This is a genomic window from Sphingorhabdus sp. (genome assembly GCF_044338195.1).
Classification (GTDB): Bacteria; Pseudomonadota; Alphaproteobacteria; order Sphingomonadales; family Sphingomonadaceae; genus Sphingorhabdus_B.
Genome location: NZ_JBIIMC010000013.1, coordinates 1 through 14,012, shown reverse-complemented (window position 1 = coordinate 14,012; position 14,012 = coordinate 1). Strand labels below are relative to the sequence as shown.

At 57.1% G+C, this 14,012-nt stretch carries 15 protein-coding genes, 1 tRNA gene and 1 pseudogene; 6 read left to right on the top strand and 11 right to left on the bottom strand.

Annotated features, from left to right (window positions below; genetic code table 11):
* The first annotated feature begins 16 nt into the window (after positions 1-16).
* The 5 genes from ACIQZK_RS05535 to ACIQZK_RS05515 all read left to right on the top strand — a co-directional run bounded on the left by ACIQZK_RS05535 (position 17) and on the right by ACIQZK_RS05515 (position 4,874).
* Positions 17-2,896, top strand: coding sequence for a M16 family metallopeptidase (locus ACIQZK_RS05535; protein ID WP_397575250.1), 2,880 nt, complete (start codon positions 17-19; stop codon positions 2,894-2,896).
* A gap of 11 nt (positions 2,897-2,907) precedes the next feature.
* Complete coding sequence (locus ACIQZK_RS05530; RefSeq protein ID WP_395635011.1) at positions 2,908-3,207, top strand: hypothetical protein; 300 nt, start codon at positions 2,908-2,910, stop codon at positions 3,205-3,207.
* Between the two features lie 149 nt (positions 3,208-3,356).
* Positions 3,357-3,917: a TspO/MBR family protein gene (locus ACIQZK_RS05525; RefSeq protein ID WP_397575249.1), complete on the top strand. Its 561-nt coding sequence runs from the start codon at positions 3,357-3,359 to the stop codon at positions 3,915-3,917.
* Between the two features lie 27 nt (positions 3,918-3,944).
* Complete coding sequence (locus ACIQZK_RS05520; RefSeq protein WP_397575248.1) at positions 3,945-4,232, top strand: accessory factor UbiK family protein; 288 nt, start codon at positions 3,945-3,947, stop codon at positions 4,230-4,232.
* Between the two features lie 129 nt (positions 4,233-4,361).
* Positions 4,362-4,874 (top strand): YbjN domain-containing protein, encoded by a 513-nt coding sequence (locus ACIQZK_RS05515; RefSeq protein ID WP_395637320.1) that lies wholly within the window; start codon positions 4,362-4,364, stop codon positions 4,872-4,874.
* Between the two features lie 2 nt (positions 4,875-4,876).
* Here the strand turns inward: ACIQZK_RS05515 and ACIQZK_RS05510 are convergent, their stop codons facing one another.
* The 8 genes from ACIQZK_RS05510 to argH are packed head-to-tail and all read right to left on the bottom strand — an operon-like array spanning position 4,877 to position 11,953.
* A complete protein-coding gene (locus ACIQZK_RS05510) occupies positions 4,877-5,293 on the bottom strand; it encodes a PaaI family thioesterase (protein WP_397575247.1) in 417 nt (138 codons plus the stop codon).
* Entirely contained in the window at positions 5,290-5,763 is a 474-nt protein-coding gene (locus ACIQZK_RS05505; protein WP_395635006.1) for a PaaI family thioesterase, read from the bottom strand. Before ACIQZK_RS05505 ends, ACIQZK_RS05510 begins: the two co-directional genes overlap by 4 nt.
* Positions 5,764-7,371, bottom strand: coding sequence for an amidase (locus ACIQZK_RS05500; RefSeq protein ID WP_397575246.1), 1,608 nt, complete (start codon positions 7,369-7,371; stop codon positions 5,764-5,766). It lies immediately after the preceding gene.
* Positions 7,368-8,177, bottom strand: a complete 810-nt coding sequence (gene proC / locus ACIQZK_RS05495; protein WP_397575245.1) for a pyrroline-5-carboxylate reductase — start codon at positions 8,175-8,177, stop codon at positions 7,368-7,370. Before proC ends, ACIQZK_RS05500 begins: the two co-directional genes overlap by 4 nt.
* Before the next feature lie 38 nt (positions 8,178-8,215).
* Positions 8,216-8,995: an NAD(P)-dependent oxidoreductase gene (locus tag ACIQZK_RS05490; RefSeq protein ID WP_397575244.1), complete on the bottom strand. Its 780-nt coding sequence runs from the start codon at positions 8,993-8,995 to the stop codon at positions 8,216-8,218.
* Positions 8,996-9,005: 10 nt separating this feature from the next.
* On the bottom strand, positions 9,006-10,268 hold the full coding sequence (gene lysA, locus ACIQZK_RS05485) for a diaminopimelate decarboxylase (RefSeq protein WP_397575243.1): 1,263 nt from the start codon (positions 10,266-10,268) through the stop codon (positions 9,006-9,008).
* Positions 10,269-10,280: 12 nt separating this feature from the next.
* Positions 10,281-10,586, bottom strand: a complete 306-nt coding sequence (locus tag ACIQZK_RS05480) for a hypothetical protein (RefSeq protein WP_397575242.1) — start codon at positions 10,584-10,586, stop codon at positions 10,281-10,283.
* Complete coding sequence (argH, locus tag ACIQZK_RS05475) at positions 10,583-11,953, bottom strand: argininosuccinate lyase (protein WP_397575241.1); 1,371 nt, start codon at positions 11,951-11,953, stop codon at positions 10,583-10,585. Before argH ends, ACIQZK_RS05480 begins: the two co-directional genes overlap by 4 nt.
* Before the next feature lie 16 nt (positions 11,954-11,969).
* On the opposite strand from argH, the gene ACIQZK_RS05470 reads away from it, so the two are divergent.
* Positions 11,970-12,563: a TlpA family protein disulfide reductase gene (locus ACIQZK_RS05470; RefSeq protein ID WP_397575240.1), complete on the top strand. Its 594-nt coding sequence runs from the start codon at positions 11,970-11,972 to the stop codon at positions 12,561-12,563.
* Positions 12,564-12,835: 272 nt separating this feature from the next.
* Here the strand turns inward: ACIQZK_RS05470 and ACIQZK_RS05465 are convergent, their stop codons facing one another.
* The 3 genes and pseudogenes from ACIQZK_RS05465 to ACIQZK_RS05455 all read right to left on the bottom strand — a co-directional run.
* Positions 12,836-13,045, bottom strand: coding sequence for a hypothetical protein (locus tag ACIQZK_RS05465; protein ID WP_397575239.1), 210 nt, complete (start codon positions 13,043-13,045; stop codon positions 12,836-12,838).
* A 92-nt stretch (positions 13,046-13,137) separates the two neighbouring features.
* Positions 13,138-13,213, bottom strand: a tRNA-Val gene (locus ACIQZK_RS05460).
* A gap of 51 nt (positions 13,214-13,264) precedes the next feature.
* A pseudogene (locus tag ACIQZK_RS05455) lies at positions 13,265-14,012 on the bottom strand (hypothetical protein); the annotation flags it as partial.

Below are 14,012 nucleotides of genomic sequence, written 5' to 3'. Positions count from 1 at the left end.
TCTTTGGGAGCATATCATGATCCGTAAATTGACCCTCGCGCTTATGTTGTCTGGTTCGGTGTTGGCCGCGCAGGCACCCGCATTTGCGCAAACCGCTGCACCCGTTTCAAAGCTGGTGGAGGCCGTGAATATTCCGCATGAGAAATTCACACTCGACAACGGCCTGACGGTGTTGGTGCATGAAGACCGCAAGGCACCCATTGTTGCGGTTTCCATCTGGTATGGCGTGGGGTCAAAGAATGAACCCAAAGGCAAAACGGGCTATGCCCATTTGTTCGAACATATCATGTTCAACGGCAGCGAAAATGCGCCGGGCGACTATTTTGAATATACCAAGAAAATCGGCGCCACCGACTTGAACGGAACGACATGGCTCGACCGGACCAACTATTTCCAGACCGTGCCGACAACTGCGCTGGAATCTGCATTGTTCCTCGAAAGCGATCGCATGGGCTATTTGCTCAATGCCGTTTCCAAGGAAAAGCTGGATAACCAAATCGGCGTTGTTTCGAACGAAAAGCGTCAGGGCGACAATCAGCCATTTGGACTGGTCGATTACAAGCGTTCGGAAACACTCTTCCCCGTTGGTCACCCTTATCATCACGACACGATTGGCAGCTTGGAAGACCTGTCGGCGGCGTCGCTGGATGACATGAAAAATTGGTTTATCGACCATTATGGCCCCAATAATGCGGTGCTCGTGCTGGCAGGCGATATCAACGCCGCGCAAGCCAAACCGCTCGTTGAAAAATGGTTCGGCAGCATTAAGCGCGGCAAAGATGTTGCGCCGGTCAATGCGCCTGTGCCCACGCTGGAAAAGCCGGTTAAAATCGTGATGAAGGACAAGGTTCCGACCACACGTATTTATCGCAACTGGGTGGTGCCGGGATTGGCCGACCCTGATGCAAATGCGCTGTTCATTGGCATGAGCGCGCTTGGCGGCCTTTCCAGTTCGCGCCTCGACAATATCCTCGTGCGGCAGGAACAAAGTGTCGTCGGCGTTTCGGCATATATGATCCCGTTCATGCACGGCAGCCTGATTAACATTCAAGCGGATGTGAAGCCCGGCGGTGATGCCGATGCGGTTGCCAAGCGGCTGGATGAAATATTGGCCGATTACATCGCCACGGGTCCAACCGCTGAGGAAGTGCAGCGCGTAGCCGCCAGCAATATTGCGCAGCAGATCGATGGCCTTGAACAGGTTGGCGGATTTGGTGGCAAGGCCGTCGCGCTTGCCGAAGGTCAGCTTTATGTTGGTGACTCGAATTTCTACAAGAAAGAGTTGGAGCGTCTCGCCACGACAAAGCCCGAAGCTGTAAAGGCGGCGATGCAAAAATGGCTGACCCGCCCTGTGCTCGAAATTCGCGTAGAGCCAGGCGAGCGTGAAGCATATAAGGAAGTGGCAGCAGGATCGGGCAGCCGCACCGGCACGCTGACATCGCCCGCCTTTTACGCGCCCCCCGGAACCGAAGATATGCTTGTGTCTGCGCCTTTGGCGTTTCAAGATCGCAGCAAATTCCCAGAGCCAACCGGCACGCCATCGCTGGATTTCCCGACCGTTGAGGAAACAACGCTTGGCAATGGTATCAAGGTTTTCTTCGCAAGGCGGGCAGCCGTGCCAACGGTCCGCGTCGCGGTCAGTTTCAACGCGGGCTTTGCAGCTGATCCAGTAGACAAACGCGGTATCGCGTCGATGATGTCGACGATGATGTTGGAAGGCACCCAGACGCTCACATCGACCAAGCTTGCGGAAACCGAAGAGAAATTGGGCGCCGACGTCAATGTCGGATCGTCGCTTGACCGGACGGTTGCAAGCCTGCGTGCGGTAAAGCCAAATTTAGGTCTATCGCTCGACCTTTTGGCCGATGTGATCAAAAATCCGGCTTTCGCAACCAATGAGCTGGAGCGCGTCCGCGTTCAGCAATTGACGCGGATCAAGGCGGAAAATAACCAACCGCAGGGCATTGCCGTGCGCCGCCTGCCCCCATTGCTATACGGAAACGCACATCCTTATGGCGGGCCGCAAACGGGTAGCGGCTATGCCGAAACGGTTGCAACCATCACGCGTGCCGATGTCGCCAATTTCCACCAGTCATGGATACATCCGGAAAAAGCGGAAATCTTTGTCGTCGGTGATACCACGCTGAAAGAAATCAAGCCGATGTTGGAACAGCGCTTTGGCAAGTGGAAGCCAACAGCGCCAGCTGCGCCAGCGAAGAATTTCTCTGCGGCTATCCCTACGCCGCAATCCAAGATTTTGCTGATTGACCGGCCAAATGCGCCCCAGTCGCTGGTCCTTGCCGGCGTCGTGCTGGATGCCAAGGGATCGGACGATTTGCTGACCCTGCGGGCGGCGAACGAGGTTTTTGGCGGTGACTTCCTGTCGCGTATCAATATGGACCTGCGCGAAACCAAGGGTTGGTCTTATGGCGTGCGCAGCCAAGTCAATGGCGCGGAAGACCGCGTGCCATTTTACATGTTTGCGCCAGTCCAAACCAATCAGACTGGACCATCGGTCAAGGTTTTGATTGACCAGTTAAACGACTTTAACGGTGCCAAGCCGGTTACTGCGGAAGAACTGGAAAAGACCATTAAGGGCAATGTTCTTGAACTGCCCGGCAGCTATGAACAGTCGTCCGCCGTTCTGGCGCAGATGCAGTCCGATCGATTGAACAAGCGTTCGTTCGATTATGCCGAAACATTGGCGGGCAAATATAACGCCCTGACCGCCAAGGCATTGAACGACGCAATGCGCGCAAAGATTGATCCGTCCAAAATTACGTGGCTGGTCGTGGGTGATGCCGCCAAGGTGAAGCCACAGCTGGAAGCGCTTGGATTGCCAATTGAAATGGTAAGCGAAGCTGCTAACACCACTGCAAGTAAAACAACCAAGTAAGGAGCAAGAATATGGCAGCAGTTGATGGCCAATGGGACGTAACAATCAAAAGCCCAATGGGTGACCAAAAGGCCGTTTTGACCGTCAATAGCGACGGCGGCAGCTTTTCGGGCAGCATGTCGGGCGGCCTTGGTGCAATGGACATTGCCAATGGCACCGTCGATGGCGACACGTTGAGCTGGGGCATGGACATCACTGTTCCAATGCCAATGCATCTGGATGCAACCGCAACCGTTTCGGGCGATGCTATCACCGGTGAAGTAAAGGCGGGTGCCTTTGGTTCGATGGGCCTTTCGGGTACACGTAAGTAAATTACAATCGGGGCCGGTCTCCGCGCCCTGAATTGAGACACATGGCCGTCTGCCCCTTGGGGTGGGCGGCCTTGTTCTATTGTGGCTGAGTGCTACTATGTCGATTGATGGCGTTTCTCCCGACTCGCTGAACAGGCAGGAGCCTTGGCATGAACCAGATCGCATCCGCATCGCAGCCGCGTATGTCGTTATTGCGCTGGGCGTTGATTATCATTCCGCTCACGATGTTTCTTGGGTTTCTCTCTGGCACCATGTCAGGGTCAACCGCCGACAACGCGTGGTATCAAGCCTTGATTAAACCCGCCATTCAGCCACCGGGCTGGGTGTTCGGTGTGGTTTGGCCAACATTATATGTGATGATGGGGCTTGCGCTTGCGATGGTGCTCCATGCCCGCGGCGCGCGGGTCCGCACTGTGGCGATTGGCCTGTTCCTGTTGCAATTTGTGATCAACCTCAGTTGGTCGCCGATATTTTTTGGCCAGCATGAAGTGACGGCGGCGTTTTTTATCATCATCGCCATGTTGGGTCTTGCTATTGCGACGACTGGTTTGTTTGCGCGCGTTCGCAAGGCTGCAGCGTGGTTGATGGTGCCGTATTTGGTGTGGATTAGCTTTGCATCGATACTGAATTTTCAGATCGATCAGTTGAATCCCGATGCAGAAAGCCTTTACGTTCCGGCTGCGAGTTCCCAGATAGACAATGGCGGTTAATCTCCCGACCGCAATGGAGTGAATGACATGCAAAGCGAAAAGCGCATTTTTGATGATTTGGCCAAGGTACTGAACGGCGTTGCCGGAACCGTTGCTGGCATGGGCCGCGAAGCCGAAGCGAGCATGCGTGAACGCGCCCGCGAATGGGCGAGCGGTCTGGACCTCGTGTCGCGTGAAGAATTTGACGCTGTAAAAACACTCGCGGCCAATGCCCGCGCCGAAGCCGATGCGCTTGGTAAGCGGGTGGCTGCGTTGGAAGCAGCGCTTAAGGCAAAAGGAGGCGCTGCGCCCGCAAAGGCCAAGCCTTCCAAATAAGTTCATAATCCGTCCGATTTGAACTTTTCCACAGTCGGCCCACAAGCTTGTGTTGCGCAGCGTCGCAAGTCGCTTGCGCGCGAGTCAGTCAAGAGGCAGACTCGCGGCTATCATAACAGGCGCAATTTCATGCACGATGCAGACGAACAATATGAGCAATTCGAACGGGACGAATCCGCGCCCGTAGACATGCTCGCCGCATTGTTCGAAGCGCGTGGCTGGTCGTTCGAGCTTGAGGGCGAAGACGAAATTACCGCCGAGTATAAGGGCAGCTGGGCCAGCTATCAGATCCGCGCGATCTGGCGTGAAGACGACAATGCGCTTCAGCTTATCATCCTGCCTGATATCACGGTACCAGCCGACAAGCGCGCGAGCGTGTACACCGCGCTTGGCCTTATCAACGAACAATTGTGGCTTGGGCATTTCGACATGTGGTCCGCAAACGGCATATTGTTGTTCCGCCATGGCAGTTTGATGGCGTCCAACGGATTATTGGGTGTGGATCAGGCGCAGACCATCATCGACGTCGCGATTGACGAATGCGAACGCTTCTATCCGGTGTTCCAGTTCATCATCTGGGGCGACAAATCACCCGAAGACGCCATCGCCAGCGCGCTCATAGATACGCACGGCGAAGCGTAACGTCAGGCCGCGTCTTCGCGCTTGGCCTTAATCAGATAGTGCATGTGGCCCATGGCAATGGGTTTATCCCGATCATCCTGCCACGCGCGGGCCTCGACATTGGCCATCGTGCGGCCAAGGCGTGTTACTTCGCCCATAGCATAGGTCATCTGGCTGAGCCCGCCGCGCATGAAATCGACCGTGACATTGACTTGTTTGATGGCGGAATCGCTCCCCTTCGCCTGTAACGCGCGATGAACCGCGGCGATGGCTGCGATTTCGAGCAATCCGGATATGGCGCCACCATGCAGATACCCGGGGCGACCTTGTACGCGGTCGGCAAAGGGCATGCCGATAACAGGCACACCGTCGATTTCGTCGACAATCGTCATGTCCAACGCTTGGGCATAAGGCGGAAGAGGATATAGGCTATCGGTCATGATACGCGGTCTCCGATACGGATGAACGTGCCGCTTGCATGGGCCAACGGCTCGTCTGGATTGCCATTATGGGCAAAGCCGCGAACAAAGCCGATGCTGTTGGTCAAATGATAGCAAATGCCCCGGCCATAAACGCGCTCGCCCGAAGGCGAGGGGCGCAGATAATCGATCCGCAGGTCCATCGTCACTTGCGGCCGGAACTCACCCAGCTTCGTCCAAATCGACATGCTGGTGGCGTTGTCCATCAGGCTGATGATCACGGCCGACGCGAGGATACCGGTATCGGGGTCGGCAACAAGGTCTTCACGCCAGTCAATGGCGAGCTCCACCCAGTCAGCGCCATGGCCAACATATTCCATGTCGAGAAAGCCGCCATGGCCAAATTTGCCCATCATCTTGTTCACAAGGGCTGGGTCAAATTCAGAGCCTTTCGGCACGATGCTGCCTAAGTCGGGTTTGCCGAACGCCATTTACTTACTTCCTAAGGTTGGCCGCAATTGCGGCGTCACACGTGCTTTTGAAAGCTGCTCATAGGCATATCCCGCCTTTAACACAGCATGGTCATGCCATTTTGGCCCGATGAAGCTCAAACCGACGGGCAGGCCAGCAGACAGACCCATGGGCACCGTCAAATGCGGAAAGCCGGCAACCGCTGGCAATTGGCTTGCGCTTGGTCCCGTAAAGGCGTCGCCTTTACCAAGCGTAGACAGCCACGCCGGACCGTTGGTCTGGGCGATGATGACATCAACCTTGTCATGGGCAAAAAACTGATTGAGCGCGCCCGAGGCAAGACCGCGCGACGTTGCCAGCGCTTGCACATAAGCGGGATCGTCTAGCCCGGCTTCCTTATCGGCGGTCTCGAATATGTCCTGCCCGAAATGCTGCAATTCCGTGTCGGCATTGGCCTTGTTAAACGCAATGACATCGGCAAGCGTTTTATGGGGGACGAGGCCATCGGGCAGGGCCTGCAAATAGGTCGCAAGGTCCGCCTTTAACTCTGCCAGCAAAACCTTGAATTCGCCTTGTCCGATTTTCTGGCGGTCGATCTTGCTGCCATCCAGCATGACGACGTCCGCGCCGCCAGCCTTCAATGTGGCAAGCGCGGCATCAAACAAGGCCGCGTCGACATTGGGGGCACGCAGGACGCCAATGCGCATACCTTTTAGCGCATCGGCAGAAAGGCCCTTGCTGTAATCGCCGCGCCATCTGTCGGCATCGGCGGTCGCGGCGTCCTGTGGATCGGAGCCAGCCATTGCCGTGAGCATGATGGCGGCATCACGGACCGAACGCGTCATGGGGCCCGCCGTGTCCTGGCTGTGGCTGATCGGCACGATATAGCGCCGCGAGACAAGACCGACGGTGGGTTTGAACCCGACCACGCCGTTGACGCTAGCGGGGCAGGTAATCGATCCGTCGGTTTCGGTACCAATGCTGCCCGCCGCAAGGCCAGCAGCGGTTGCCGAACCGCTGCCGCTCGACGAGCCGCAGCTGTTACGGTCAAGCGCGTGTGGGTTCTTTGTGAGGCCGCCGACGGCGCTCCATCCGCTTGTGGAGTTATCCGAGCGGATATTGGCCCACTCGCTCAAATTGGTTTTTCCAAGAATGACCGCGCCCGCCGCGCGCAGCCGCGCGATCAACGGCGCATCTCGATTGGTGATATTGCCCGCCAAGGCCAATGATCCCGCGGTCGTCGCGATGGGTCCGGCCACTTCGACATTGTCCTTCACCAACACCGGAATACCATGCATTGGCCCGCGATATGTGCCGGCCCGCAGTTCCGCATCCATCGCGCGCGCCTGATCCATCGCATCCGGGAAGGTGGCGATGACCGCATTCAACATGGGCCCGCTGTCATCCACCGCTGCAATCCGCGCCAGATAGGCTGCCGTAATCGCTTCGCTGTTCAGCGCGCCATTATCAATGCCGTCTGCCAATTGCGACAGGTCCAAGCTTTCGATGGGGCCAGCCTTGGCAAGATTGGCGGCGGCCCGTTCGGTTGACGGCGGCGTTGCAACCGTTGCGGACACCGACGATGCAAAAGTGACGCAGCTTAAGATGAGTGCAATTTTAAATTTCACGTCACGTCTCCCTTGGCCAGTTCAGCGCCCCGGTCACGTGCGGCGCGCAATGTATCGGTCACCAATATGTTCAACGCTGCATTGGAATCCAGCACGGCAAGCCCTGCGGCAGTGGTGCCGCCCGGACTGGTCACGCGTCGCGCCAGATCAGTTGGCGTTTCCGATGCGGTCGCGGCCAAGATCGCTGCACCCTCGGTCATCGCCAGCGCCAGTTGTGCGGCAACATCACGCGGCAATCCGGCGGCCTCACCACCTTGGGTCAGTGCATCAATAAAGCGATAGACGAAGGCTGGCCCGGACCCGGCAAGCGCCGTGACGGCGTCCATATGCGCTTCGTCGTCGATCCAGATGACCGCACCCAGCGGAGCCAATAAGGATGCCATCTCTGCCCGTTGCTGCGCGTCGTCATGCGGCGCAAAAACACCCAGCGGGGACTTGCCAATCGCTGCGGCCAAATTGGGCATCAGCCGGATGACGCGCGCATCCGGAAAACATGCGGACAGCGTATCGGTCCTTGTTCCGGCAAGTATAGATATCACCGTCGCCCCGGGGGCAAGGATTCGCGCTATCTCTGGCGCCAGTTCAGCCAAAAGCTGCGGCTTGATACCCAATATGACGACATCAAAGGTCGTGTCCAATGCTGCTGACGACCGATGGAGATGGACGCCATCTGGCAAGTTTTCTGCAACCGGATCGATGATGTGGAAGGTGGCGGGTGCGACATCGGTAGCAAGCCAACCGCGCAGCATGGCGCCCCCCATATTACCACAGCCGTAAAAGCAAATTTTAGAGGGAAAAGCGGACACAATGAAGACCTTGCGACTATTTACGCTGTCGTCATGCCCTATCCTTGCGCCAACGGCAACCGCAGGAACAAGGACAAGCCCTCAGGTGGTACCACTGGTGGTGCACTTGCGTGCCGAACGGCATCGGCACGTGCACGATTGAGGATGGCCGCTGGCACGTCGGGATCATGAAACACATTGTCCGCTTCACCAAGCAGCCGCGCGGTGAGCAACGTAAGGTCGTCGGGATCGGCGGAAAGCAGTGCAATTTCGATCAACCGGTCGCCCTTGGGATTTTCGGCTTGCATGATCCAATTGTCGACCGTCGCTTCGTCATGGGTGCCGAATGGGTCAAGCATGCCACCGGCGGCGAAACCCTGATCCAATGCACGCCGACGCTGCGCCCCTTCGGACCAACGCGCGCGAATTTTGCTGCGGGCGCCGGAAATGGCTTCGGCCAGCGGCCCCAATGTTTCAGGCAGCAATGTTTCGATACGCTGGCGAATGGCCTTCGCCATGCCCGCCGATGCGCCGCCCGTGCCGACTGCAATCAACACAGGGGTCCGGTCGACAATCGCGGGTGTCGTGAAATCACAAATTTCGGGGCGGTCGACGACGTTGACCAGCAATCCGCGGGCTTTCAAATCGTCAGCAGCGATGCGGGCGTCTTCTTCTTCGGCGATGGCGACGAAGGCAATCCGTGCCGCGCGATCGGCGGCGTCGACGCAGATGCCGCCCGCGCGTTCAATCAGCCGCCGTTTCGCATCCGCCATTTCGCCTTCACCGACCAAAATGACATTTCGGCCCTTCAGATTTACGAAAATGGGGAGCTGGTCCAAATCTTTATCCTTATTTCAGCCAGTCGGGCACATGCTCGGCGGCCAAAATCGTCTCGGGCGAAATACGTTCCGCCACCACCGCGAATTTATCGCCGTCGACCAGCACTTCGGGGACGAGGCCGCGGCTGTTATAGGTGCTTGCCATCGTCGCGCCATAAGCGCCAGCGGTGCGGAATACGCCAAGGTCATTGGCCTCCACGACATCGATTTCGCGGCCCATGGCAAAGGTATCGCCGGTTTCACATACGGGGCCGACAATGTTGGTGGTCATTTTGCGGCCATTGGGTTCGACCGCATCAAAATCATGCCATGCGTCATACAATGCGGGTCGGGCCAAGTCATTCATCGCGGCATCGACAATGGCAAAGGGTGCATTGCCCGATCCGGGCTTTACGCGAATTACGCGCGTCAGCAGGACGCCCGCATTTCCGGCGATGACACGGCCGGGTTCGAACATCAAACGCACGCCCCAGTCCTTGGTCACCCGCGCAACCATCGCGCCATATTCGGCGGGCTCAGGGGGATTGTCACCGTCGCGATAGCGCACGCCAAGGCCGCCGCCCAAGTCAACATGGGTGATTTTGTGGCCGTGATCGCGCAGTTCCGCAATCAGGATGCCGACTTTTGTAAACGCTGTCTCCAGCGGCTCAAGGCTGGTCAACTGGCTGCCAATATGCACCGCAACACCGCGCATATTCAGACCGGGCAAAGCATTTAAACGGCCATAAATTTCCGGGGCACGGTGAATGCCCACGCCAAATTTATTGTCGGCTTTCCCCGTTGAAATCTTGCCATGTGTTCCGGCGTCGACATCCGGATTGATACGTAGCACGGCGTTCGCTTGATAGTTCAGGGCGTTCGCAAGCGTCGCAAGTTCGCGGCCTTCTTCTTCGGACTCGATATTGAATTGCCCAATACCCGCATTCAATGCGCGGACGATTTCTTCGGCTGTCTTGCCAACGCCCGAAAACACAATGTGTTCTGGCGCCATACCCGCAGCAAGCGCGCGGTCCATTTCGCCGCCCGACACAACATCCGCGCCATAGCCCTGACGCGCGAGCACCTTGAGCACGGCCAGATTCGGATTGGATTTTACGGCAAAGGCCAAATGCGGGTTATCAAGGGCTGACAAGCCAGCGCGGAACACTTGCGCGTGCCGCTCCAGCGTCGCGCGCGAATAGATATAGACAGGTGTGCCGACCGCCGCCGCGATATCGGGCAGGGCGACATCTTCGGCGTGCAACACGCCATTTTTAAGGTCAAAATAGTTCATAGGATAAGATACTTATTTGGAAGGCGTTTTTTCGGACGAAGCGTTCTGTTCGGGGTCAAACGGTTTTGGCTCTTGCCCCGGCGGAATGTCGAACGGATCATCTTCGCGCCGGTCGGACCGTTTCAGCAACTCGTCGGTGCGCCCTGGCCGTGCCTGAACCGATGGGGTCGTGAGAAGCTTCGCCTTTTGGTCGGTGGTCTGGCCATAAGCTTGCGGCGGCATGCTATTGCCCGTGCGCGGTTCCAGATCGCCCACTTTGCCGCAGCCCGCAACGCACATGGCGACGCCAATGATGAAGGTGGTGCGCGCCGGTTTCATGCCTCAAGTTCCTTTTTGGCGGTACTGATGGCTTCTTTTACGCGCATAGGTGCCGTGCCGCCAGCACTCGTCCGGCTGTTTACCGATCCGTCGATCGACAGATCGGGCAAATTGCAGCCAGCGAGCGCAGGATTGATGGCAGACAGATCGTCTACGGTAATTTCGGACAGACCTATGCCACGTGCCTCGCAGGATTTGACGACGCTGCCGGTGACATGATGTGCCTCGCGGAACGGCATGCCAAATTCGCGTACCAACCAGTCGGCCAGATCGGTCGCGGTGGAAAAACCGCTGCCCGCAACGTCGCGCATCCGCGGCGTGTTAAACGTCACATTGGCCACCATGCCCGTCATCGCGGCGATGGATAAAGCCAGCAGGTCATATGCCTCAAATACCGGCGGTTTATCATCCTGCATATCTTTGGAATAAGCGAGCGGCAGACCCTTCATCGTGATCATCAGGCTGTTCATGCAGCCAATGATCCGGCCTGCATGTCCACGCACCAGTTCAGCCGCATCAGGATTGCGCTTTTGCGGCATGATGGAGCTGCCCGTCGACCATGCGTCGGGCAGGCTGATGAAACCATAAGGCTGCGACGCCCATATGATCATTTCCTCCGCCAAACGCGACAGATGAAGCGCGGTTTGTGCGGCGGCCGTGAGGAACTCCAGCGCGAAGTCGCGGTCGGAAACAGAGTCCAGACTGTTCGCCATGGGGGCATCAAAACCAAGCGCCAATGCCGTCGCGGTGCGGTCAATCGGGAAGGATGTTCCCGCAAGTGCGGCCGCGCCCAAGGGCGACTGGTTCAACCGGCTGCGGCAATCGGCAAAGCGGCTGCGATCGCGCTTTGTCATTTCATAATAAGCCATCAGGTGGTGGCCGAGCGTCACAGGCTGGGCGACCTGCAAATGCGTGAAGCCCGGCATGATGCTATCGGCATGTTCTTCGGCCCGTGTCACCAGCGCCGACTGGAATGCGCGCAGGCCCGCATCGATTTCATGGGTCGCATTGCGCACCCAAAGGCGGAAGTCGGTGGCGACTTGGTCATTGCGCGACCGCGCGGTGTGCAAGCGTGCCGCAGGCTCCCCCACCAAAGCACGTAACCGCGTTTCGGTGACCATATGAATGTCTTCAAACGTAAGGTCTTCGGGCACGCCATTGGCTGCATATTCGGCGTAAATGCTATCGAGCCCGCTTTGGATCGCGGCATTGTCTGACGCCGTTATAATCCCGTTGGCGGCCAGCATATCGGCATGCGCTTTGCTGCCGGCAATGTCTTCCTGCCAAAGACGCTTGTCGAATGGGATGGAGGCATTTATCTCGCGCATGATCACGCCAGGGCCTTCGCCAAACCGGCCGCCCCACATGCTATTGGAATCAGAGATGCGCTTTGTAATTGCCTTAATCCTTTTAGTGCTGGCTGGGTGCGATAAAGAAAGCGAACCCAAGGGGCAAGCGCAACCCGCATCCACGGCCAAGGCAGGCGATTCTGATAAGGCCGAAATCACTCTTGAAAGCGCCAATGGCATGCGCGCCACGCTCAGCTATCAATTTGCAGGTCAAAAAGCGCCATCGGCCCCTTTTGCCGATGCGCAGGGTCAGGATGTCAGTCTTGCCGATTTTGAAGGCAAGCCGTTGTTGCTCAACATCTGGGCAACATGGTGCGCACCCTGCAAAGCCGAGATGCCGACGCTGGATGCGCTGGCGGCGTCGGAAAAAGGCCGCATGAACGTGATCGCGGTGTCGCAAGACCTTGAAGGACGCGCACCTGTTGTCGCGTTCTTCAGGGAAACAGGGGTCAAGAATTTGGTACCCTATACCGATGCGGACAATGCACTGCTGACGGCGTTCAACAACGCGATCGCGCTGCCGACCACCATATTATATGACAGTGATGGCAAAGAAGTATGGCGCGTGGCGGGCGGCGTGGAATGGGATGATGCCGAAATGGCAAAGCTGCTGCGCGCAGCAGATTAAAACTGCTTTAGGGTCAGGACCAATTAAATGCACCATCGCGGCGTCAAAATGGCAAAGATATCGAAGTAAAATGTCCGCCGCAGGCAGTTATTCTGCCTGCAAGGGCATTTTGATTTGAGATCGAAGCCATTTTGGCGTCCTTCGGATTTGACCCATATTGTCCATTGCTGCGTTGGCAAGCTTGGACTTAGAACCACTAAGTCCGGCGCTTACCGTCTTGCACTGAACAATATGGCCTCAAACCGCGAAGGCGCATTTAATTGGTCCTGACCCTACATCAATATGCGGCGGACCCGCTGCTTTTCGGTTTTTCGTATAGGCAGTGATTCGGTCAGCGACCGCACGACCACATGTTTGTGCCGGGGATCATTGCAGTTGGTGATTTCCGCTTGCTCGGTTTCCCGGGCAAAGGCTGTGCCGGGCAAAAATCCTGCCGACAATAGGACGATGCCTGTGCCCAACGTTGAAAAAAGTCTGCGCATGTGGGCAAAATGCCAGCAGAAAGCTTTATAAACGATGAATGATGAAGAGGTGTCCTGCATTTCTGGTGCCTCTTTCGGCCATAATCCAAAAATGGTGGGCGCTAACGGGCTCGAACCGCTGACCCTCTCGGTGTAAACGAGATGCTCTACCAACTGAGCTAAGCGCCCCACTACGGGAAGCGCGCCTTTGCCAAAGCGTTTTGGCTTTTGCAAGCCTAATCAGATGATCGGAGCGGAACGGATGCCGATTGCGACAAAATAATCATCCAGCTTGGCAGATGTTTCGTCCGATAGTTCAATGAAAACCCGCCGGGCATCGGCTGGATCCTGACGCCGGACGAGCATACCGCTATCAGTCATTGCGGTAATCCACCGCAAGGCAGTCGTCGGTGGAACCGCAGCGGCGATACACAGGCTGGAAACCGACACATGCTGCCCTTCTTGCCCCGCAGCCTTTAGGTCTAGCAAAATATCCCAGGCCGGGTCCGCGAACAGATCGGGCGGAAAAAATCGCTCCCGCATGCGACGCAGCTTGATGATCTCGCGGAGCATTTGGGTGTCCGTCGCGTCCGCGCGCATGGCACTGGTGGATGGAAATCCCTGAAACCCACCCAAGGGCGCTGGCCGAAAGGAAATCGCTGTGTCGGATACCGATGTTTTGCCATCCGAATCGGCCATGCGGGCAAGCGTGCGGGCAAATTCTGCAAGCTCGTCGCTGATTCGGTGCAGCGATCCGAATGGAACATCACGGTTCGTGTCATGCAGTCGGTCCATTTCGCCCCGTCCAAACGCCCCCGCCAAAATCGGCATCGCCTCAATGTAGTCAGCGTCGACGAAAAGATGGCACTGGCCTTGCGGAAGCGCTGCATAAGCGTCTTCGAGCCCGTCCATATTGGTCCACACCAACGCAGTGCTCCGATGCCTTTGAAGATACCGCGATATGCGCGCCAAGAAATCTTCTGGTATG